The sequence below is a fragment of the Streptomyces sp. NPDC127119 genome (assembly GCF_042677425.1).
In the GTDB taxonomy this organism is placed as follows: domain Bacteria; phylum Actinomycetota; class Actinomycetes; order Streptomycetales; family Streptomycetaceae; genus Streptomyces.
On record NZ_JBHXTO010000002.1, the window covers coordinates 81870 to 104029 of the forward strand.

The 22160-nt window shown below is 70.0% G+C and carries 17 protein-coding genes and 1 pseudogene; 5 read left to right on the forward strand and 13 right to left on the reverse strand.

The window, feature by feature from the left end:
- Window positions 1-73: 73 nt before the first annotated feature.
- Both ACFVH5_RS01365 and ACFVH5_RS01370 read right to left on the reverse strand, forming a co-directional pair.
- Window positions 74-706, reverse strand: coding sequence for a hypothetical protein (locus ACFVH5_RS01365; RefSeq protein ID WP_385831108.1), 633 nt, complete (start codon window positions 704-706; stop codon window positions 74-76).
- Between the two features lie 190 nt (window positions 707-896).
- Window positions 897-2099, reverse strand: a complete 1203-nt coding sequence (locus tag ACFVH5_RS01370) for an FAD-dependent oxidoreductase (protein WP_385831109.1) — start codon at window positions 2097-2099, stop codon at window positions 897-899.
- Window positions 2100-2398: 299 nt separating this feature from the next.
- Here ACFVH5_RS01370 and ACFVH5_RS01375 point away from each other — a divergent pair, with 299 nt between their 5' ends.
- The gene (locus tag ACFVH5_RS01375) at window positions 2399-4213 is read left to right on the forward strand and encodes an ABC transporter ATP-binding protein (protein ID WP_385831110.1); all 1815 of its coding nucleotides are present in this window, start codon (window positions 2399-2401) and stop codon (window positions 4211-4213) included.
- An 18-nt stretch (window positions 4214-4231) separates the two neighbouring features.
- Here the strand turns inward: ACFVH5_RS01375 and ACFVH5_RS01380 are convergent, their stop codons facing one another.
- From ACFVH5_RS01380 to ACFVH5_RS01405, 6 genes are all read right to left on the reverse strand, one after another.
- Window positions 4232-5320, reverse strand: a complete 1089-nt coding sequence (locus ACFVH5_RS01380; protein ID WP_385831112.1) for a glutamate--cysteine ligase — start codon at window positions 5318-5320, stop codon at window positions 4232-4234.
- 250 nt (window positions 5321-5570) lie between these two features.
- A complete protein-coding gene (locus ACFVH5_RS01385) occupies window positions 5571-6602 on the reverse strand; it encodes an ABC transporter permease (RefSeq protein WP_385831113.1) in 1032 nt (343 codons plus the stop codon).
- Window positions 6599-7561 (reverse strand): ABC transporter permease, encoded by a 963-nt coding sequence (locus ACFVH5_RS01390; RefSeq protein ID WP_385831115.1) that lies wholly within the window; start codon window positions 7559-7561, stop codon window positions 6599-6601. Before ACFVH5_RS01390 ends, ACFVH5_RS01385 begins: the two co-directional genes overlap by 4 nt.
- A complete protein-coding gene (locus tag ACFVH5_RS01395; protein WP_385831117.1) occupies window positions 7554-9152 on the reverse strand; it encodes a sugar ABC transporter ATP-binding protein in 1599 nt (532 codons plus the stop codon). The genes ACFVH5_RS01390 and ACFVH5_RS01395 overlap by 8 nt, the downstream gene beginning before the upstream one ends.
- Window position 9153: 1 nt before the next feature.
- The gene (locus ACFVH5_RS01400; RefSeq protein WP_384802312.1) at window positions 9154-10245 is read right to left on the reverse strand and encodes an ABC transporter substrate-binding protein; all 1092 of its coding nucleotides are present in this window, start codon (window positions 10243-10245) and stop codon (window positions 9154-9156) included.
- 165 nt (window positions 10246-10410) lie between these two features.
- Complete coding sequence (locus ACFVH5_RS01405) at window positions 10411-11424, reverse strand: LacI family DNA-binding transcriptional regulator (RefSeq protein ID WP_107017287.1); 1014 nt, start codon at window positions 11422-11424, stop codon at window positions 10411-10413.
- A gap of 410 nt (window positions 11425-11834) precedes the next feature.
- On the opposite strand from ACFVH5_RS01405, the gene ACFVH5_RS01410 reads away from it, so the two are divergent.
- Complete coding sequence (locus tag ACFVH5_RS01410; RefSeq protein ID WP_385831119.1) at window positions 11835-14474, forward strand: PA14 domain-containing protein; 2640 nt, start codon at window positions 11835-11837, stop codon at window positions 14472-14474.
- 120 nt (window positions 14475-14594) lie between these two features.
- Here the strand turns inward: ACFVH5_RS01410 and ACFVH5_RS01415 are convergent, their stop codons facing one another.
- Both ACFVH5_RS01415 and ACFVH5_RS01420 read right to left on the reverse strand, forming a co-directional pair.
- Window positions 14595-14969 carry a toxin Doc gene (locus ACFVH5_RS01415; RefSeq protein WP_210894310.1) on the reverse strand — a complete coding sequence of 125 codons (375 nt, stop codon included), beginning with the start codon at window positions 14967-14969 and terminating at the stop codon, window positions 14595-14597.
- Entirely contained in the window at window positions 14966-15205 is a 240-nt protein-coding gene (locus ACFVH5_RS01420) for a hypothetical protein (protein ID WP_107017285.1), read from the reverse strand. The genes ACFVH5_RS01415 and ACFVH5_RS01420 overlap by 4 nt, the downstream gene beginning before the upstream one ends.
- Before the next feature lie 226 nt (window positions 15206-15431).
- On the opposite strand from ACFVH5_RS01420, the pseudogene uvrA reads away from it, so the two are divergent.
- The 3 genes and pseudogenes from uvrA (at window position 15432) to ACFVH5_RS01435 (ending at window position 19124) form a co-directional block, all read left to right on the forward strand.
- Window positions 15432-17936 (forward strand): annotated as a pseudogene (gene uvrA, locus ACFVH5_RS01425) (excinuclease ABC subunit UvrA).
- A gap of 135 nt (window positions 17937-18071) precedes the next feature.
- Window positions 18072-18743, forward strand: coding sequence for a hypothetical protein (locus tag ACFVH5_RS01430; RefSeq protein WP_385831122.1), 672 nt, complete (start codon window positions 18072-18074; stop codon window positions 18741-18743).
- Window positions 18744-18764: 21 nt separating this feature from the next.
- Window positions 18765-19124 carry a putative quinol monooxygenase gene (locus ACFVH5_RS01435; protein WP_385831124.1) on the forward strand — a complete coding sequence of 120 codons (360 nt, stop codon included), beginning with the start codon at window positions 18765-18767 and terminating at the stop codon, window positions 19122-19124.
- Here ACFVH5_RS01435 and ACFVH5_RS01440 read toward each other — a convergent pair.
- The 3 genes from ACFVH5_RS01440 to ACFVH5_RS01450 all read right to left on the reverse strand — a co-directional run bounded on the left by ACFVH5_RS01440 (window position 19075) and on the right by ACFVH5_RS01450 (window position 22070).
- Window positions 19075-19734: a class I SAM-dependent methyltransferase gene (locus tag ACFVH5_RS01440; RefSeq protein WP_385831126.1), complete on the reverse strand. Its 660-nt coding sequence runs from the start codon at window positions 19732-19734 to the stop codon at window positions 19075-19077. The two genes, ACFVH5_RS01435 and ACFVH5_RS01440, sit on opposite strands and share 50 nt — an antisense overlap.
- Before the next feature lie 87 nt (window positions 19735-19821).
- On the reverse strand, window positions 19822-20889 hold the full coding sequence (mraY, locus tag ACFVH5_RS01445; RefSeq protein ID WP_384802288.1) for a phospho-N-acetylmuramoyl-pentapeptide-transferase: 1068 nt from the start codon (window positions 20887-20889) through the stop codon (window positions 19822-19824).
- 143 nt (window positions 20890-21032) lie between these two features.
- A complete protein-coding gene (locus tag ACFVH5_RS01450; protein WP_385831129.1) occupies window positions 21033-22070 on the reverse strand; it encodes a saccharopine dehydrogenase family protein in 1038 nt (345 codons plus the stop codon).
- Between the last annotated feature and the right edge of the window lie 90 nt (window positions 22071-22160).

Genomic DNA, 22160 nt, shown 5'->3' on the forward strand with positions numbered 1-22160 from the left:
CACGCAATGGCGTACGCGAACGAGCGCCAGTGAGCGTGCCGGCGGCCTCGGGGCGGGGCGCCGACGAGGAAGGTCAGCCGGCGGCCGCGGCGGGCTCGGCCTTTGCGGCGGCCTCGGTGGCGGCGGTGTAGAAGACCGAGGAGCCCTGCTTGTTGCGGTGGGCGCTGCTCCTGGCGACCAGGTTCTCGAGGGTGGTGCGCACGACGGTGGTCTTGATGGTGCGCTCGGGGTGGGCCGCGGTGAGCGCGGTGGTGATCTCGGCGGCGGAGCGCGGTTCGTTCTGCGCTTCGAGGTGACCGCGGATCAGGTCGACGAGGCTCGGCTGAGCGGTCGTTGCCTTGGCCGCGGTCTTGCCGGTCTCGGGCTTCCTGGCCTCGGCCTTCTTCACGCCCGTGGCAGCCGCCTTCTTCGGCTTCGCGGCCTTGACCTCCTTGGCGGCCTTGGTCTGCTTGGTCCGGCCGGAGGACTGACTCGGCACGGAGGCCGCTGCTGGGGTGGTTGCGGCGACGGGGCTCGTACCGCCGAGTGCCTGGTGCATGTTCACCAGTACCGAGTGGTCGTGCTGCAGAGCCAGCAACTGCTCCTGCAGGGCGGCGATGTCCGTCGCGATGCGCTCCTGCTCCTTGCCGTTGCGCTCCAGGTCGCTGGTCACCTGTGCGATGTACTGCGAGGTGAGTTCCGTGGTGGAGATCTGGTTCTCAGACATGAGTGGAGCCTTTCTCGGTCCGCCGACACATGTGCGAAGTGGGGCTGCACGTCCGTGTGCGGGTGGAGAGCGGGATGGTGTCTGTCAGGGCTGGTCCGTCCGAAGGACTCAACTGCGCGCTTTGCGCCAGTGTAGAGATAGTACGCATGTGTGGAACTGACTGTTCCTGGTGCATGCCTTGGGACGTCCACTAGTGAGGCAGCGATCCAGGTGCGCCGTCCCCGTACTCGGTCCAGAGGTTGGTGTGCCAGTCCAGGTGCCGGACGAGGTCGTCGTCGCCCGGCCGTGACGCGGGGGCACCCCGGCCGGGACGCGGTGCCTGGGGAGTGCCCCGGGAGATGTTTCCGCTGACGGTGACGTTGTCCTCGACGCGCGGACGACGCAGTGACTCGTACAGGCAGAGCGCGGCTTCGGTGCCGGGGGCGTCGCGCAGGGACTTCGCGAGAACGACCGCGTCCTCCAGGGCCATCGAGGCACCCTGTCCCGTCGCGGGGGAGGCCGCGTGGGCCGCGTCACCGATGGTGAGGACGCGGCCGGAGCGCCAGGGTGCACCGGTGGGGATCTCCGTGGCGTTGGTGACCATGAGGCGGTCGGTGGTGGCCGCGACGACACCCGCGGCAGGGGTGGTGTCCTTGCGCAGCAGCGGCAGAAGCAGCTCGCGCCAGTGGGCGGGTGTGCCGTGGGCGATCTCCTCGGCGGCCAGGGGTTCACCGGCCACGCGCGCGAACCAGTACGTCTCCCCGGCCGGCGACACCGCGTGGCCGAAGGCGGTCCCGCTGCCCCGCACCATGGTGATGCGCTCGCTCTCCCCGGCGTTCTCCTCGGCCAGGAGCGCGTCGTCGGTGTAGCCGTAGAAGACACGCTGTCCCGCGTGACGGGGCCGCACCTCGGGGGCGAACCCCTGCCGTACGACGGAGTTCAGTCCGTCCGCCCCGACGAGCAGGTCGCCGGTCGCGGTGCTGCCGTCGGTGAAGTGCGCGGTGACCGCGTCCCGGGTGTCCTCGACGGACGCGAGACGGGCTCCGTGCCGGATGCCGATGCCCCGGCGAGCGGCCTCCGCCTGCAGCGCGGCGGCGAGTTCACCGCGGTGCAGGCACCGGTACCGCAGGAGCGGGTCACCGGCCTCGCCGAGCGGTACGTGGGCCACCGTGGCGCCCGTGTCGTCGAGGACACGCATCGAACGCAGCGGGAAGCCGACCGCGGTGACCGCGGCGGAGGCGTCGATCTGGGCGAGGGCGCGCATGCCGTTGCTCGCCAGGGTGAGGAACGCCCCGATGTCCTCGGCCGAGTCGGGATGGGCCTCGTACACGGTGACGTCCCTGCCGGCCTTGTGCAGCGCCAGCGCGGCAGCCGTGCCGGCGATCCCACCACCGATGACAAGTGTGTGCACCATGTCGTATCCCCCACTCGTGCCTGTACGGACCCTCCGTCGCACTGTATGCCCGCACTTCCCTGTGTGCCTCCCGCTAGGTGTGAGGGCTGTGGCACGACGTTGACGGAAGGGGAACCCGGCCACCGACTTCGCACATGCGTATGGGTGTACGGGCCGCAAAACACTTGGACTCGGCGGGTGTCGACGCGGGACAATTCCAGTTCCGGCCCACCCGTACTCGCACCTGTTGTCGGCGTGCGGCAACGGCGATCAACCGGAGGAACGGGCGACGGGCCGCCTGACGACCACTCGGGGGTGGGATGGGATCGCCTGAGACACGTACGGTCCAACCGCGCAGGGGCGCGGTGCTGCTGGCACTTCGTCACTACGGCCGGGAGCTGGCCCGGTTACGGCTGTTCTCCGTACCGGCCATGCTGCTGCCCGCGATGGGCAACATCGGCATCAACTACATCGCGCCGCTCATCGTCGCCAAACTCGTCGCCAGGATCGCCACCGAAGGCGGCATCACCGTCACCGAGGCACTCCCCTACGTCCTCGGCTTCGCCGGCGTCCTGTTGCTCGGGGAGGCGCTGTGGCGCCTGGGCCTGCACTGTCTGAACCGGCTCGCCGCGCGCGGTATCGAGAACCTGTACGTGATCGGCATGGACGAACTGTTCGCCAAGGACGCGGCCTTCTTCCACGACAACTTCGCCGGGTCGCTGACCAAGCGGGTGCTGAGCTTCGCCTCCCGGTTCGAGGAGTTCGTCGACACACTGACGTTCCAGGTCGTGGGCCGTGTGGTGCCCCTGGTGTTCGGATCGGTGATCCTCTGGCGGTACGAACCACTGCTCGTCGTCGGTCTGTTGACGATGCTCGTGCTGACCGCGCTGTGCGTGGTGCCTCTCATCCGCCGCCGTCAGGCGCTGGTCGACCGGCGCGAGGAGGCCATCGCCCGGGTGTCGGGCCATGTCGCCGACAGCCTGATGAACATGGACACGGTCCGCGCGTTCGCGGCCGAGGAACGCGAAGCCGCCGAACACCGGTCCCGGGTCGCCGAGTCACGGCGGCTCACCCTGCGGGCGTGGGACTACGGCAACCTGCGCATCGACACACTGGTCGCACCCATGTCCGTACTCACCAACGCGCTGGGCCTGTTGCTCGCGGTCGCCCTCGCCGGCAGCGGGCACGGGGTGGAGGCGGTCGTGGTGGCTTTCACGTACTACTCGAACGCGACGCGGATCATGTTCGAGTTCAACCAGATCTACCGCCGCCTGGAGAGCTCGATGACGGAGGCGGGGCAGTTCACCGAGCTGCTCCTGTTGCCGCCGACCGTGCTGGACGCGGTGCCGCCGGAGCCGTTGCTGTCCCAGGCCGCCGACGTCCGCTTCGAGGAGGTGACCTTCGCCCACGCGGGGGCGGGGCCTCTCTTCCAGGGGCTCGAACTGGCGGTGCCCAGCGGGACGAAGATCGGTCTGGTCGGCCGGTCCGGCGGTGGCAAGACCACCCTCAGCAGGCTGCTGCTGAGGATGACGGACCTCGACGCCGGCCGGATCCTGATCGGCGGACAGGACATCAGCAGGCTGCGCCAGGCCGAGCTGCGCAGCCTCATCGCCTATGTGCCGCAGGATCCGGCGATGTTCCACCGCTCGCTGCGGGACAACATCGCGTTCGCCCGCCCGGACGCCACGGACCGGGAGATCCGGCGCGCAGCCGAGATCGCACACGTCACGGAGTTCGCCGACGCCCTGCCGGACGGCTTCGACACCATGGTGGGCGAGCGCGGGGTCAAACTGTCGGGCGGACAGCGCCAGCGGGTCGCGCTCGCCAGGGCGATCCTCCGTGACGCGCCGATCCTGTTGCTCGACGAGGCCACCAGTGCCCTGGACTCCGAGAGCGAGGTCCTGGTCCAGGAGGCGCTGTGGCGGCTCATGGAGGGGCGGACGGCGCTCGTGGTGGCGCACCGGCTGAGCACGGTCGCCACCATGGACCAGCTCGTCGTCCTCGACCGCGGACGCATCGTGGAACAGGGCACCCACCGGGAGCTGCTCGCCTCGGCCGGCGCCTACGCCAAGCTCTGGCAGCACCAGTCGGGCGGCTTCCTCGACGACGGGCCCACCCCGGAGCCCGTGCACTGACCGTGCGGTGCGGTGCGCTCAGGTCTGTGTGCGCCGCACGCACTCCTTGACCACGTCACCCAGGCTTCCGGTCCGCTCCAGGGTCTCCCGCTGCACCCGGGCGCCGTTCCCGTCGCGCAGCAGGTGCGAGGCGGCCTGGTGCACCCGGTCGGTGTCACCACTGTCGTCCAGGGCGGGGCCGACATGTTCCAGCAGTGCGCGCACCACGTCCCCGGCCGGTGCCGGCCGCATGGTCGAGGGGTGCAGCAGTTCCTCCTCAAGTCCCGACCGTGCGGCCCGCCAGGCTGCCAGGCGCAGCAGTTCCACGGGCTGTGCCGCCGGGGCGGTGCCCGCACGCCACTCGCGGGCCGCCGTCTCGACGAGTCCACGGGTGAGCGTGGCCAGCAGGGTCGCGGTGCTCGCCTCCAGGCAGACGTCCGACACACGGATCTCGACGGTGGGGTACCGCTCGGCGATCCGCGCGTCGTAATAGACCATGCCCCTGTCCTTCAGCACCCCCGTGGCCACCATGTCGTCGATCCGACGGTGGTAGGTGTCGGCCGTACCGAAGAGTTCCGTGGGGCCGGCCATCGGCCAGCGCATCCACACCCGGCTCCGGTAGCTGCTGTAGAGGCTGTCCTTTCCCTGCCAGAAAGGGGAGTTCGTGCTGAGCGCCGTCAGCACGGACAGCCAGGGGCGGATGCGGTCGAGCACCGCGGCGCCCTCGTCGTCTGATTCCACCGACACATGGATGTGGCAGCCGCAGACGAGCTGTTCCTGGGCCGGCAGGCCGAACTCCTCGACCATCCACTGGTACCGGGCGTTCGTACTGACCGACGGACTGACCGGCAGGGGGGACGTGGCGAGCGCGACGACCGTGGCTCCGACGTCCCCCGCGACGCGCGCCGCCTCCTTGCGGCACCGGACGATGTCCGCGCCGAGTTCGGCCATGTCCGCGTGTGGCTGAGTCGCGAATTCGAGCTGCTGGGTGTGCAGTTCCTTCTCGAACGTCTCCTCCGACGGATCGTCCCTGGCGGCGCGAGCGAGTACCGCCGCGGACAGCGCCTGTGGTTCGCCGGTCTCGGGGTCGACCAGGAGAAGTTCTTCTTCCACTCCCACGGTACGCACGTGACAAAGCCTCTCATAAGGGTCGTCGGGGGCGACGACGCAGAATTCCGGGAAGGCGGAGGCCGCCACCTCCTCCCGCGGTTCCGACTGCCCTGGAACAGCGGGTGGACACCCGGCAGCCGAGAGGGCTTGCACGGACGCCCCGCGGCGGCTCTGCGCGCGGGGCGTGGAAAAGGACGACGAGGATGCTCGACGCACCTGACATGGCTCGGTCCCGTCCGGGCGGCGACGCCGCCCGGACGGGACCGGTTCACAGCACCCGGCGCCTGCGTCCCAGCCAGGTCTGGGCCACCACGACCACGGCGAGGAAGGCACCGCTGACCACCTGCTGGTACGCGGAGTCCAGCGAGCCGATCTGGTTGATCACGTTCTGGATCACCTTCAGCAGGAGCACACCGACCAGGGAACCGCTGACGAAACCGAAGCCGCCGGAGAGCAGGGTGCCGCCGATGACGACCGCCGAGATGGCCTCCAGTTCCATGCCCGACCCGAGGATCGTCACGCCCGACACCAGCCAGGCCGCGTTGAGCGCGCCCGCGAGACCGGCGCACAGTCCCGACACGGCGTACACGGTGATCTTCGTACGGGCCACGGGGGCACCCATCAGGGCCGCCGCGTCCTCGTTGCCGCCGACCGCGTACACGTACTGACCGAATCGGGTGAGGCGCAGGACGACGGCGCCCAGGACGAACAGCGCGACCGTGATCCAGATCGGTACGCCGATGCCGAACAGCGAGCCCTGTCCGAGGGTCGCGAAGAACGAGTCCTTGTCGACGAGGTAGGTCTTCGAGCCCTCGTCGGTGATCGCCAGCAGGATGCCGCGCGCCCCGAGCATGGCGGCCAGGGTGACGATGAAGGGGGCGAGGCCCGACCGGGCGATGAGCAGACCGTTGACGACCCCGATCAGTCCGCACACGGCGAGCGGGAGCAGCAGGGCCACCACCGTGCCGTACTGCGAACCCCAGGCCGCCAGGACCCCGCCGAGGGCGAAGAGCGAGCCGACCGACAGGTCGATCCCGCCGGTGACGATGACGAACGTCATGCCCAGCGCGACCACGGCGAGGAAGGCCGAGGACAGCGCCATGTTCTCCAGGTTGTCACCGGTCAGGAAGGTGTCGAAGCTCAGTGACGCCGCGACCATGGCCACCAGCAGGGTGACCAGGGCGCCGTGCTGCTGCGCGAGGGCGCTGAAGCGCTCGGCACGGGTGGGGGCGTCGACCTTCTCTGGCTCCTGGTGGACTGGGGCCGGCCGCCTCTCGGCCTCTGTGGTCCCGATGGTCATCGCTTCCCCCGTTCACGGGCCGCGTAGACGGCGGCGATGATCACCACGGCCTGGGCCATCTGCGTCCACGACGGTTGCAGGTCGTGCTTGATGAGCGTGGTGGTCAGCAGCTGGATCAGTACGGCCCCGGCGACCGTGCCGCCGATGCGTACGCGTCCCCCGGACAGGGGAGTGCCGCCGACGACCACCGCCGTGATCGCCGACAGTTCCATGAGGTTGCCCAGCGAGGTCGGATCGCTGGCCGTCAGCCGGGCGGTGGCCAGGACGCCCGCCACCGCGGCCAGCGCGCCGGAGCACGCGTACACCACGATGAGGACCCGGCGCACCGGCAGCCCCGCGAGGCGTGCCGCGGGCCTGCTGTCGCCGACGGCGAGCAACTGCCGCCCGAAGGTGGTGCGGCGCACCACGAAGGCCACCAGCAGTGCCAGCCCCGCCGCGATGAGGACGAGGTACGGCACGCCCAGCACGTCACCGGAGCCGAGCGACGCCATGCCCGGATCGCGTACGTCCTCCAGCTGCGGGAGCAGCACCAGGGCGATGCCGCGGCTGGCGACCATGAGGGCCAGGGTGGCGACGATCGGCTGGACGCCCAGGAAGGCGATCAGCGAACCGTTCGCCAGGCCGATCACGATGCCGCCCGCCACCGCCATGAGGACGGCGAGCCAGGGGCCGTAGCCGAGATACAGGGACAGCAGCGAGGTGGACAGGGCCATCACCGAGCCCACCGACAGGTCGACGCCCTCGGTGCCGATCGCCAGTGCCATGCCGAGCGCGACGATGAGGACCGGCGCGACCTGGACGGCCTGGGTGCGGAAGTTCTCCGCCGAGACGAAGTTCGAGGTGAAGACGAAGTTGAAGACGAGCAGAGCCACGACGCCCGCGTAGACGCCGTACTCCTGGAGCAGGCGCAGCAGCCGCTCGCGGTCCACCTGACCGCGGATGAGCGTCAGGTCAGTCATGGGCGCTCCCAGCGGATTCCGCGTTCTTCGAGAAGTCGGGCGATGTCGGGGGATCTGCAGATGCCGGGAGGTCCGCCGCTTCGGAGGGGGCCGGGGGCTCGGCGGCGATGGCGCGCATCAGCGCGTCCTCGGTGACGGCGTCGCCGGTCAGTTCGTCGACCACCACGCCGTCCTTGAGGACGATGATCCGGTCGCTGCCCTCGATCAGTTCCTCGGTGTCGGAGGAGATCAGCAGCACGGCGAGCCCCTCCTCGGCGAGTTCGTCGATGAGGGACTGGACCTCCGCCTTGGCGCCCACGTCGATGCCCCGGGTGGGCTCGTCGAGGAGCAGCACCTTCGGGTGCATGGCGAGCCAGCGGGCCAGCAGCACCTTCTGCTGGTTGCCGCCGGAGAGTTCACCGACCTTCTGGTGAGGCCCCGCGGACTTGATGCGCAGCCGTTCGACGAACATGTCGACGACCTTGTCGACGCGCGCGTTGTCCACCAGACCGAACCGTGAGAGCCCGGGAAGGGCGGCCAGCGCGATGTTCTCCCGTACCGACAGGCCGGGCGAGATGCCCTCGGCCTTGCGGTCCTCCGGCAGCAGGCTGATACCGGCGCGGATCGCGGCCGGTGTGGAGCCGGTCCGCACGGGCGTGCCGCCGACCGACACCCGGCCGGAGTCGGTCGGCAGCGCCCCCGCGATCGCCCGCGCGGTCTCGCTGCGGCCGGAGCCGAGGAGTCCGCCCAGGCCCACCACCTCGCCCGGACGGATGGCGAGCGACACGTCCTTCAGCTGATGACGGATCGTCAGCCCTTCTGCGCGCAGCACCGGTTCGGTGGCTGCCTGGTGCGAGCCGGTGAACTTGGTGAGGCCCTCGCTGCGGACCTCGCCGATCTCCCGGCCCAGCATCAGCGAGACCAGCCGCAGCCGGTCGAGGTCGGCGAGCCGCCCGGTGTGCACCACCCGGCCGTCGCGCAGCACGGTGACGGCGTCGCAGATCTCGTACAACTCGTCCATGCGGTGGCTCACGTAGACCACCGCGATGCCGCGCTCGCGGAGCATGCCGATCACGTCGAACAGGGTGCGCACCTCGCGCGGTTCGAGCGAGGAGGTGGGCTCGTCCATGATCACGACTCGTGCGTCGATGGCGACGGCCCGTGCGAGGGCCACCATCTGCTGGGCGCCCACGCCCAGTTCACGCAGAGGCCGGCTCACGTCGACCCGGATGCCGAGACCCCGCAGTGCCTCGTCGGCCTCCCGGTGCATACGGCGGAAGTCGATGAGGCCGAGCCGGCCGCGCGGTTCACGGCCGAGCAGGAGGTTGCGCGCCACGCTCATCAGCGGGACGAGGTTGACCTCCTGGTAGATGGTGGAGATGCCGGCCTGCTGGGCCTGCAGGGGGGTCGTGAAGCGGACCGGTGAGCCGTTGTGGACGACCTCACCGGCGTCCGGCTGGTAGACGCCGGTGAGCACTTTGATCAGGGTCGACTTGCCCGCGCCGTTCTCGCCGACGAGGGCGTGCACCTCCCCGGCGCGAGCGGTGAAGTCCACGTCGGACAACGCCTTCACGCCGGGGAAGAGCTTGGACACGCCAGTGACGGAGAGCATCTCAGTAGGCCTTGGCGATGTCCGACTCGGCGTTGGCCTCGGTGTACTCGGTGTCCTTGATGACGATGTCCTGCGCGACCTCGTCGCCCTTGGTGAAGCTGTCGAGGGTCTGGAAGGCGAGCGGGCCGAAGCGCGGGTTGGACTCGACGACACCGCTGATCCAGCCGTCCACGATGCCCTGGACGGCGTTGCGCGTGCCGTCGATGGTCACGATCTTCACGTCGCCGGCCTTCTTGCCCGCGCCCTTGAGGGCGTTGACGGCGCCGAGGCCCATCTCGTCGTTCTCGGCGTAGATGCCCTTGATCCCGGGCTTGGACTGGATGAGGTTCTCGGTGACCGACTGGCCCTTCTCGCGGGCGAACTCACCGGTCTGCTGGAACACCACCTTGAGGCCGGGGGCCTCCGCCTTGATCTGGTCCACGAAGCCCTTGGTGCGTTCCGTGGTGACGTTGTTGCCCGCCGCGCCGAGCAGGATGGCGATCTCGCCCTTGCCGCCGGTCGCCTCGATCATCTGGTCGGCGGCGCGCTTGCCCTGCTCCACGAAGTCGGAGCCGATGAAGCTCACGTAGTCCTTGCAGGCCTCGGCGTTGATCTTGCGGTCGACCGTGACGATCGGGATGTGCTTGGCCGCCGCCGTCTTGAGCACCGGCTCCCAGCCGTCGGAGTTGAGCGGGGCGACGACCAGCACGTCGGCGCCCTTGGCGATGAGGTCCTGCACGTCGCTGATCTGCTTGGAGAACTGCGACTGGGCGTTGGCGGTGAGGAGCTTGACGCCGCGCTTCTTCGCCTCGGCCTTGATCGAGGCGGTCTCGGCGATCCGGAAGGGGTTGGCCTCCTTCTCGGACTGCGAGAAACCGACCGTGGCGTTCTTGAGGTCGAGCTTCTCGCCCCCGAACGTGTCGATGGTGCAGGAGGGCCCGGAGCCGGCACTCGGCGAGGCGACCTCCTGACCTGCGTCGGCCTGCTGCTCGGTGGCCTTGTCGTCGGAGGAGTCCTCGGACTTGGTGCATCCGGTGAGTGCCAGGCTCGTGAGGATGCCGGTGGCGAGGAGAGCGCGAGCGGTGGTGCGACGAGACGATGCGGTCGACTTCATGGAGATCCCCAAACGGCGCGGCCCTGGAGCTGAGAGCGCTCCCGGGTAGTTCGGCACTTGACGGTCGATACGGCGTGCACGGCGTTCAGGGGAGGTTTTTACATCGTTGGAGAGGTCGTGTAAACCCCTCCGTCCGAAATCTCGACCGATTCGTTCGACCCGCCGTCAGCGCCGCCCGAGGGTGCTCTCCCGCTCCACCAGCCGGAACTCCGCCGTGAGTTCGCGTCCGCCGGGGTCCTGGCGGCCGGAAAGACTGCGCAGCAGGGAGGCCACGGCGAGGCGGGCGATCGCCTGCTTGTCCGGCGCGATGGTGGTCAGCGAAACGGCTCCGAACCGGCTCTCGGCGATGTCGTCGAAGCCGACCACGGCGATGTCCCACGGCACCCTGAGCCCGCGCTCGTGCAGCACCCGCATGGCGCCGATCGCGATGAGGTCGTTGAAGGCGAAGACCGCGTCGGGCCGATGGCCCGCGTCCAGCAGTTCGGCCATGGCCCGGGCGCCGTCGTCCCGGTCCCAGCCGCCGACGGGCACGATCAGGTCCTCGTCGGGGGTGAGGCCCGCCGCCGCCAGCTCCGCACGCCAGCCGTCGAGCCGCAGATGGGCGGGCCGGTTCGCGGAGTCCGTGCGGACCCCGAGGTAGGCGATCCGGGTCCGGCCGCGGTCGAGCAGATGACGCACCGCCGCCCGTGCGGCGGCGACGTTGTCGATCGCGATGTGGTCGAAGGGCAGACCGTACTCGCGCTCGCCGAGCAGGACCAGGGGCACGTCGTCGGCCCGGCCCTGCAGGTCCTCGGCCTCCAGCTCCAGCGGACTGAGGATCAGCCCGTCGATCACCCGGGCCCGGAAACCCTGGCTGACCAGCAGTTCCTGCTGGCGCTCACCCCGTGTGTGGTCGAGCAGGACCGTGAACTCGTGCTCGGCGGCGGCGTCGATCACCGCGCCCGCCAGCTCGGCGAAATAGGGGTTGCCCAGCTCGGGGACGGCCAGCGCGATGATGCCCGTACGGCCTTTGCGCAAATGCCGTGCGGTGAGGTTCGGCCGGTAGCCGAGCTCGTCGATCGCCTCCTGGACCTTGGCGCGCATCGCTGGGGTGATGTGCGGATAGTTGTTCACGACGTTGGAAACGGTCTTGATCGAGACGCCGGCCCGTTCGGCCACGTCCTTCAGGCTGACCCGCAAGGGATCTCCTCGGCATCGACGGGAACTCCGCGACCGGAGCTGTGTCATGAACCTGGACAGCGGGTGGGAGCCCGTGCTCTCATGCCAACTGCCTCTGCTTCCAACGTTGTACAGACTGAAGCTCCGAGCCGCCACCCTTCCTCACCCTAGGACGTGTCCGCAGAGCCCCGTCGTCCGCCCGGACCGCGGGGCAGGCGGAACTCTGCGGACACAGACCCGGGAGGCTTCCGGTGGGCCTCCGCGGGGGAGTGGCGTTCGGTGCTTCCGCACTGCCTGAAGGGCGTGGGACCCCCGACCGGGCCGGGTGAAGCCGGTCCCCGGGCAGGGGGCGCGTGCCGGGTGTCGCGACACCGCCACGACCGGGTGTCCCGGCGCCGCGGAGATTCGTCAGAAGCTCCCTAGGAGGATTCGTGCGCATCACCTCACTCAAGTCACTCGGATCGCTCAGATCACGCATACAGCTCAGACAACGACTCGCCCTGTTCCTCGCGGTGTTACTCGGGGCCGCGGGACTGGCCGCCGCACCGGTCGCGACAGCCGTGGAGGACCCTGTCGAGGTCCACGGCCTCAAGGGGGAGTACTACACCCAGTCCGCCCCCGGCGCCTTCGATTTCCACGAGCTCAAGGCCACCGGGATGGACGCGCAGCTCGACTTCGACAACCTGGAGTCCCGGCTGCGGGCCGCGACCGGGAAGTCGGACGACGTCAGCGTGCGCTGGACCGGCCGGATCGTGCCCGAGGAGACCGGCCCCACCACCTTCTCGATCATCGGGGACAACGGCTTCCGTCTCTGGGTCGACGGGAAACTCACCATCGACCACTGGGTCGACGACTGGGACCGCGAACAGAGTGCGGAACCGGTGCAGCTGACCGCCGGCACGGCCTATGACATCAAGGTCGAGTACTTCGAGCACTACGGAGGCTCCAACCTCCATCTGCGCTGGACCCCGCCCGGCGGCACCAAGACCGCGATCCCGCAGTCGGCGTTCCTGCTGCCCGCGGGCTACGACTACGACGGGGCCATCGCCACCACCGTCCTCAAGGACGGCCGCACGCTGCGGCTCGACTTCGCCCAGGAACTCAAGGCGCCCGAGGCCGGTCTGATCGACCACCTGGACGCGGTCATCGGCGGGGCCACCTGGCCGCTCGGCCGCATCAGGCTCGACCCCGCGGACTCCAGGTCCCTGCTGATCGCGCTCAAGGAGCCCGTGGTCGGCAACAAGACGGGCACCGCGCGCGGCAGCGCCGATGTGCGCTACGACGGGGCAGGGGGCCTCTCCGCCAAGGACGGCAACGTTGTCAAGTCCTTCTGGAGCAGCGGCACCAACCGCTCGACCCACCAGCTGAGCACCAAGTGGGGCAAGGACGTCACCCCGGCCAACGCCCACCGCGAGTACCCGAGGCCGCAGCTCACCCGAGACAACTGGCAGAACCTCAACGGCAGCTGGCAGTTCGCCGCCGCCGAGGCGGGGGAGCAGCCCCCGGTGGGGAAGAAGCTCGCCGAGAAGATCCTCGTCCCGTACCCCGTCGAGTCCCAGCTGTCGGGCATCGAACGGCACGAGGACCGCATGTGGTACCGCCGCACCTTCACCGTCCCGAAGGACTGGAAGATCGGCTCGAAGCAGCGGCTGCGACTCAACTTCGGCGCGGTCGACTGGCGTTCCGAGGTCTACGTCAACGGCACGAAGGTCGCCGACCACCAGGGCGGGTACGACAAGTTCAGCGCCGACGTCACCGACGCCCTCAAGCCGGGCCGCGCCCAGGAGCTGATCGTCGGCGTCTACGACCCGACGGACGCCGCGAACGGCGAGAACCCGCCGATCGGCAAACAGCGCCTCGACCCGAGCGGTATCTGGTACACCCCGTCCTCCGGTATCTGGCAGACCGTGTGGATGGAGCCCGTCGCCGCCGACCACGCCGACTCGCTCGCCCTCACCCCGGACGTCACCGCCGGCACGCTGACGGTCACGCCGAAGGGGGTACGCGACGGGGTTCCGGTCACCGCGACGGCGTACGAGGGCAAGCGCAAGGTGGCCACCGTCTCCGGACGCACGGGCAGCCCGCTCACCCTGAAGATCCGCGACGCGCGGCTGTGGTCGCCGGACGACCCGTTCCTGTACGACCTGAAGGTCGGCGTCGGCTCCGACCGTGTCGGCAGCTACTTCGGTATGCGGTCCATCGCCGTGGAGAACGTCGAGGGGACCCCTCGTACCGTCCTCAACGGCAAGCCGGTCTTCATGATGGCCACTCTCGACCAGGGTTTCTGGCCGGACGGACTGCACACCGCCCCGAGCGACAAAGCCCTCGCCTACGACCTGAAGATGCACAAGGCCATGGGCTTCAACTCGGTCCGCAAGCACATCAAGGTCGAACCCGACCGGTGGTTCTACTGGGCCGACAGACTGGGTCTGATGGTGTGGCAGGACATGCCGGCCATGACGGCGGGCGTGAACCCGTCGGCCACCGCGCGCGCCACCTACGAGCGCGAGATGAAGCAGATGATCGACGAGCACATCAGCAGCCCGTCGATCGTCATGTGGGTCACCTTCAACGAAGGGTGGGGCCAGTACGACGTGGGCCGCATCGCCGCACAGGCCAAGGCCTGGGACCCGACGCGCATGGTCAACAACCAGTCGGGCCTCAACCTCGGCGCCGACGGCGGTACGGGCGACATCATGGACGAGCACGGCTATCCGAGCCCCGCCCTGCCACCGCATCCGGACGGCAGACGGGCCCAGGTCATGGGTGAGTACGGCGGCCTCGGACTCGCCGTGCCCGGACACGCCTGGTCGGTGCAGCAGTCCTACGTCGACGTCGACCCGGCCACGTACACCGACGACTACCTCACCAAGCTCGCCGAGGTGCACGCCCTGGCCTGCAAGGGCGGCAACGGCGCGGTGTACACCCAGATCGCGGACGTCGAGGGCGAGCTGAACGGGCTGATCACGTACGACCGTGCGGTCGTCAAGCCCGATGTGCAGCGGGTGAAGGCCGCGCATGAGGCCCTGATCGACGACGTGTCCCGGGCGATTCCCGCGGGCTGCGTCTGACGTCGTGCGCCAGGGCCGCCCGGTGAGATGCCTCCCCGCTGCTCACCGGGCGGCCTCTGCATCCTGCCAGGGGTGCGACGACCGGCCCCGCGACGGCCGGCCCGCCCGGCGTCGGACGCGTCAGATGCGCCAGGTACGGATCCGGTCGGCGGCCTGGTAGACCGTGGCCTTGCGGGCCTGTATGTCGCGCACCAGCTCCACCAGCGCCCCGTAGGGCGGATCGATGCCCTCGGCGGAGGTGTGCATGTAGGCGACGGCGACCTGGCAGGCGTACAGGGAGTTCCGGTACGGCAGCGGCTCCAGCCGGACGATCGTGTGCAGGAGCGCCGCCGCCCGCCAGGACGCGTCCGGCGTGGCGAGGCCGGGGCGGGGGATGCGGGTCTTGTGGCGGGCGACCGCGGCCACCAGGGCCGAGTAGTCCCCGACCGTCACGTCCTCGGGGACGGCCTGCTCCTGGATGTCGAGCAGCCAGGCGATGTCGACATGGAGCATCAGGCGGCTTCGGCTCCCTGGTGGCGGCCGGCCGGGGGGATCTCGTCCGGGAACGCCTCGTCGAACTCGGCGCGCTGCAGCTCGCCCCAGGAGACGGCGTAGCGCACGAACTGCTGGCGCTGGCGTTCGCGGAGGGAGAGGTCGTGGACGTACTGCTTGAGGGAGGTGCCTGCGGCTGCGGCTGCGGCTCGCAGTTCCTGCATCTCCTCGTCGCTGTAAGTGATGTTCAAGGACGGCATATGCGGATGGTACCTAGTAGGTACCTGAGGGGGCAAGCGGTGTCCCTGCCGGGGGTGCGGGGGGTTTCGTCGTGGGGTGGGTGCGGGTTCGGTGGGGGCCGGGCGCGCAGTTCCCCGCGCCCCTGGAGGAACGGGACTGCGCCCCGGTTCCTCCCCCAGGTGCTGAACTCGGACAGGAGGGTCACGCTGGATGCGCGGGGGCGGAGGCCTTCGGTGAGGAGGGGTTGTGGAGTGTGGTGCGTCCGACCCGTTCGTGCATGTCAGAGGTGCCGGCGAGCACAATCTCAAGAACGTCGACGTGGACGTTCCCCGCGATGCCATGGTCGCCTTCACCGGGATCTCCGGCTCCGGCAAGTCCTCGCTGGCCTTCGGGACGCTCTACGCCGAGGCCCAGCGGCGGTACTTCGAGTCCGTCGCGCCCTATGCCCGGCGGCTGCTCCAGCAGGTCGGTGCCCCGCATGTCCAGGAGATCTCCGGACTGCCTCCCGCGGTCGCCCTGCATCAGCGGCACGGTGCCCCCAGTTCGCGGTCCACGGTCGGCACGCTCACCACGCTGAGCAACCTGCTGCGCATCCTGTACTCCCGTGCCGGTACCCACCCGGACGGGGCCCCGCGGCTCCCCGCCGAGGCGTTCTCGCCCCATACCGCCGCCGGTGCCTGTACGCGGTGCCACGGGCTGGGGGCCGCCGTCGACGTGGCCGAGGACCTGCTCGTACCGGACCCCTCCCTGAGCATCCGCGACGGCGCCATCGCGGCTTGGCCCGGTGCCTGGCAGGGCGCCAACCTGCGCAGCGTCGTGAGCGGTCTGGGCATCGACATCGACAAGCCGTGGCGCCGGCTCAGGAAGAAGGACCGGGAATGGCTGCTGTACACCGATGAACAGCCGTCCGTTCTGATCGAGCCCGAGGCCGACCGGATCGACTACGGCTACCACGGCAAATTCTGGAGCGCCCGCGCCCATGTCATGCATGTCCTCGCCGACTCCAAGAGCGAGCGGATGCGGGAACGGGCGATGCGCTTCGTGCGGAGTGTGCCCTGCCCGGAGTGCGAGGGCAGCGGGCTGCGGCGGGAGGCCCTGGCGGTGACCTTCGCGGGACACTCCATCGCCGAGGTCAACGCGCTGCCCCTCACCGAGGTCGTCGCGCTGCTGCGGCCCGTCGCCGAACTGCCCGGCGCCGAGGTGGCCGCCACGACGGACCCGGCCGGGGAGACGAACGAGGTCGCGGTACGCATCTGCGCGGACCTGGTCGCCCGGATCGAGGTGCTGCTCGGGCTCGGCCTCGGCTATCTCGGGCTGGGGCGCCGCTCGACGACCCTGTCGCCCGGCGAGGCGCAACGGCTGCGCATCGCCACCCAGCTCCGCTCCGGACTGTTCGGCGTCGTCTACGTACTCGACGAGCCCTCCGCCGGACTGCACCCGGCCGACGCCGAGCCCCTGCTGGACGTGCTGGACCGGCTCAAGGCGTCGGGCAACTCGCTGTTCGTCGTGGAACACGACATGGACGTCGTGCGACGGGCGGACTGGGTGGTGGACATCGGCCCCGAGGCGGGCGAGGGCGGCGGACGGGTCCTGTACAGCGGTCCGGTGCCCGGCCTCGAAGAGGTCGCGGAGTCCGCCACCGGCCGCCATCTGTTCGGACACGCCCCGCAGGTCGAGCACCGCCGGCGGAAACCGCGGGGCCGGCTGCGCCTGAGCGGGGTCTCCCGGCACAACCTGCGGGACGTCTCGGTCGACATCCCTCTGCAGGTGCTGACAGCGGTGACAGGTGTGTCCTGATCCGGGAAGTCGACGCTGGTGACCCAGGTGCTCGCCGAGGTCGTACGCCGCCATCTGGGCCAGGGCCCGGACGGGGGCGGAGGCTCGGACGGGGACGGGGGTGGTGGCTCGGGCGAGGGCGCGGAGCTGGAGGTCGATCTGCGGGACGCGTCGGGGCTCGACTCCTTCGACCGGCTGGTACGGGTCGACCAGCGGCCCATCGGCCGGACACCCCGCTCCAACCTGGCCACGTACACCGGCATGTTCGACGCGGTCCGCAAGCTGTACGCGGCGACCGACGAGGCACGGGAGCGCGGGTACTCGGCGGGGCGGTTCTCCTTCAACGTCGCAGAGGGCCGCTGCGAGACCTGCCAGGGCGAGGGGTTCGTCGAGGTCGAGCTGCTGTTCCTGCCCGGCACGTACGCCCCGTGCCCGGCCTGCCACGGCGCGCGCTACGACCCCGAGACGCTCGAAGTCACCTACAGGGGCAAGAACATCGCCGACGTGCTGGCCATGCCCGTGGACGAGGCCGCCGGGTTCCTCGCCGACCTCCCGGCCGCCTCACGGAGCCTGGAGACGCTGCGGGAAGTGGGGCTGGGGTATCTGAGACTGGGCCAGCCCGCGACGGAACTCAGTGGCGGTGAGGCTCAGCGGATCAAGCTGTCCACGGAGTTGCAGCGGGCCCGTCGCGGCCACGCGCTCTACCTCCTCGACGAGCCGACGGCCGGACTCCACCCGGCCGATGTCGCCCTGCTGCTGCGGCAGTTGCACCGGCTCGTCGACGCGGGCAACACGGTCGTCCTGGTCGAACACGACCTGGACACCATCGCGACCGCCGACTGGATCATCGACCTGGGGCCCGGCGGCGGGGACGCGGGCGGCCGGGTGGTCGCCGAAGGCCCTCCGGCAAAGGTGGCGAAGGCACGCCGAAGTGCGACGGCGCCTTACCTGGCACGGCGGTTGGCGGAATCCTGAGCCGCCGTCGACGGCGGCCGGCGCGGGATTCGGACATCGCTCGCGCATCATGAGAACTATTTGGCCACAGAGGGTCCACAAGGCTCGCTCACAACGTCATGATGCATCCCTCAGCAGCACCGCACAGGGGGACACATGAGCCACGAGTCGACGCCGCCGCCCGCGCCGAGCCCCCACCCTCCGGCGCTCCCGCCGCCCCCGAAGAAGAACCACTCGAACGCGGTCGTCATCGGCTCCGCGGCTGCCGTCGTCGTCGCGGTCGTCGCCACGGGCATCGCGGTGAGCGGCAGCCGTGACGGCGCGGCCGAACCGGGCCCGACCGTCACGGTCACCGAGGTCGCCACGCCGGACGACGAGTCCGCCGCGGCCGAGGACGACGCCCGGCCGGCCGCCGAGGAGTCAGGCGGGGAGTCCGGCGACGGCGTGTACAGCCTCAGCGAACCGGTCGCCTACGGGAACGACGTGGAGGTCAGCCTGTCGAAGTTCTCGCGGGGCACGTCGAGCGACTACGCGTCCCCGGGGAACACGCCGTACGCCAAGTTCACCATCAAGATCGTGAACGGGTCCGACGAGAGCGTCAACGCCGACGAACTCAGCGTCAACTGTGCCTACGGCGACGAGGGCAAGGAAGGTGACGCCATCTTCGACGAAGGGCTCGACGGCCTTCCCGAGACCCGCATCCTCGCCGGGCGCTCCCTCTCCGTCGTCTGGGCCTGCGAACTCCCCAAGGACCAGAAGTACTTACAGGTGGAAGTCGCACCGGACTACGAGTCGAAGACCGCCGTGTTCACCGGCAATGTGAAGTAGGCGGGCCCTAGCCGCCGAGGGGTGACTCCTCGGACGACTCTCCCGGTTCACCCTGACCAGTTGGTTCATCGCGTTCGGCGACGAGGATGCGGAGCAGTCCGGGGCAGTGCTCCTCGATGTCCGTCCTCAGCAGTCGCAGGGTGCTTCCGTTGCTGGCAGTACCAGGTGCACCGCGACGCCGCCGACCCCACCACGCTGGTCTTCTACGAGCTGTGGCGCTCCGGCGACGACCTGCGCAGCCACCTCGCCCGACTCCATACGGCAGGACGCGTAGGGCGTCGGCTCGGCTGTGAGCCGTCACCGGCGCCGGTGGACCCTCCCGGTCGGAGCGTCAGCGATGTGCCAGTAGTACTCCGCCGAGTGTGCGTGCCGCCGAGGTGATGGTGGGGTGGGGTTCGACCGTGAAGCCTGTTTCGGTGAGCCACGTGGCTACCTGGCTCGGTCGGCGGCGGTGGCCGTAGGACTCCGGCCAGGCTTCGTCGGGAGCCTGTGCCTTCGGTGGTGAGGTGTTGGCGGCGTGGAAGCCCAGGAGCAGCAGGCCGCCGGGGCGGAGTACCCGGTGGAAGCCGGCCAGGACCTCGCCGATCGCTTCATCGGGGACGTGCATGATCGCGTACCAGGAGAGCAGGGCGGTCAAGGAGCCGTCCGCGAGGGCGAGGTGGGTCATCGAGCCCACTTCGAACCGCAGGCCGGGGTGCTCGCTGCGAGCCACCTCGATCATCCGGGGTGACAGGTCGATGCCGAAGGCGTCCACGCCGAGGTCCCTCAGGTGGGCGGTGATCCTCCCGGGCCCGCACCCCACGTCCGCGACGGGCCCGCCGCCCGCCGCGCGCACCGATTCCGCGAACAGCGCCATGACCTCCTGCTCGGGCGGCAGTTCGGCCAGGAGGTTCCGTGTCTCGTCCGCGTAGTCGGTGGCGTCGGCGTCGTAGGACGCCCGGGTGTCCGCCAGCCAGCTCTCGGTCTCCGGGTCTTCCCGTCCGGTGCTCACCCCTGGAGGTTATCCGAGGTGACAGTCGCGGTACGGAGAATCGGGGCCGCCGCGTCGACGACGTACGCACGGGCGGGCCGGAAGGGCTCAGCCCGCCACCCAGCCCGCGTAGAACACGCCGATCCCGAGGATCACGCAGATCCCCTGGATGGTCCAGAAGCGGACCACGACCAGAACCTCGGACCAGCCCTTGAGCTCGAAGTGGTGCTGCAGCGGGGCCATCTTGAAGACCCGCTTGCCGGTCAGCTTGAACGAGCCGACCTGGATGACCACGGACAGGGTGATCAGGACGAAGAGCCCGCCGAGGAGGGCGAGCAGCAGCTGGGTGCGGGAGCAGATGGCCAGACCCGCCAGCGCGCCACCCAGGGCGAGCGACCCGGTGTCACCCATGAAGATCTTCGCGGGTGAGGTGTTCCACCACAGGAACCCGATGCAGGCACCCATCAGCGCGGAGGCGACGACGGCCAGGTCGAGCGGATCGCGTACCTCGATGCAGGAGCCGGGGTCGGTGAGGTTCATCGCGTTGGCGCACGAGTTCTGGAACTGCCACAGGCCGATGAAGGTGTAGCCGGCGAGGACCATCGCCGAGGCGCCGGTGGCGAGCCCGTCCAGACCGTCGGTCAGGTTCACGCCGTTGGACATGGCCAGGATCATGAACAGGGCCCATACGACGAACAGCACCGGCCCGATGGTCCAGCCGAAGTCCGTCACGAACGACAGCTTCAGGGAGGCGGGAGTCAGCCCGCGGTCGTCGGCGAACCGGATCGCCAGGACGGCGAACAGAATGCCGACGATCAGCTGGCCCGCCATCTTGGCACCGGCCCGCAGCCCCAGCGAACGCCGCTTCACGATCTTGATGTAGTCGTCGAGGAATCCGACGACACCCATGCCCGCCATCAGGAACAGCACCAGAACACCGGGGAACGTCGGCGGCTCACCCGTGATGACCTTGGTCAGGACGTACGCGGCGAGGGTGGCCAGGATGAAGGCGATGCCGCCCATGGTGGGCGTGCCGCGCTTACCGTGGTGGCCGCGGGGCCCGTCGTCACGGATGAACTGGCCGTAGCCCTTGCGGGCCAGCAGCTTGATCAGCAGTGGTGTGCCGCCGAGTGTCAGGAACAGGCCTATGGCCCCGGCAAACAGGATCTGGTTCATCGGACGGCGGTTTTCCCCTCGACTGCGTTCTCGTGCGTGACCGCCGCACCGGTGCGGGCGGCTGTCGCAGCCCACACCCTATGCATAGAGCCAATCGCTTTACGCCGGTGGGTAGTTGCCGCCCCACGCCCCGACGCCGCAGGCTACTTTGTCGTCGAGTACGTGATGTGCGGGGCGAGCGCGTCGAGGAAGTCGGAGGCGTCGAAGACGGCACCGGCGAAGGCGACACCCGTCCGGCCGGTCCGGCCGTCGAGGATCCGGTGGACGGCCTCCACGGCGAGGGGCGCGGTGACGGCGTAGATGTCCTGCCCCGAAGCCGTGGCACGGCGCTCGGTGCCGCCGGAGCGTACGACGACATCGACGAGGAAGGTCTGCGCGGACCGCCCGCTCCCGTCGACGGCGGTGGGCGCCGGAGTGTCCGGGGCAGCCAGGTCACCGGCCGCCTCGGTGGTCATGTAGGTGCGCACCTCGGGGATGGACAGATGACTGGGCACGGTGACGACGTCGGCCATCGTGAACTCACCGATGACGGTCCGCGTGCCCGTCGGGGCGGGAAAGTGCCAGTCGAGGGTGGGCAGGCCATCCCGGTGGTACTCAAGCCGCCCCTCCCGGAAGCGGACGCGCTGCCCGCCGCGCCGCGCCTGGACGGCCGCGCCCGCGATCCGTGTCCCGGGGGTGGGGTGCCAGCCGCTCAGCCCGTAGGCGATGTGCGCCTCGTCGGCCTCGGTCCAGTCACCCATCGCCGCGGTCACCAGCAGATCGCCGAGCCCGCCGTAGAAGGCCATCGCGGGCACCACCACGGTTCCGGCGGCGCGGGCGCGGTCCGCGAAGTGCGCGAGCGTGTCGGCGTTCGCCTCGATCTCGGCCGCCACATCGACGTACGGGATCCCGGCGCGCAGGGCCGCCTCGATCACGGGGGCGGCCGTGACGGTGAAGGGGCCGGCACAGTTGATCACCGCCGCCGCACCGGCCAGGGCGCGGTCGAGCGCGGCCGGATCGTCGACCGGGGCGGGCCGCACGTCGAGCCCGGGACGGGTCGCCGCCAGTGCCCGCAGCTTGTCCGCGTCGCGTCCGGAGAGCACCGGCACGAACCCGCGCGCCAGCAGCTCCGCCACCACGAACCGCCCGGTGTGCCCGTACGCGCCGAACACTGCCACCGTGTGCCCCGGACCGGATGTCATGACTGCTCCTCGTGCTCGAACGTCCGTCAGGACCCGCTGATCGGTCCTGCTGCGAACCCGCCCGGGATCCGCTGAGATCATCCTGCCGAG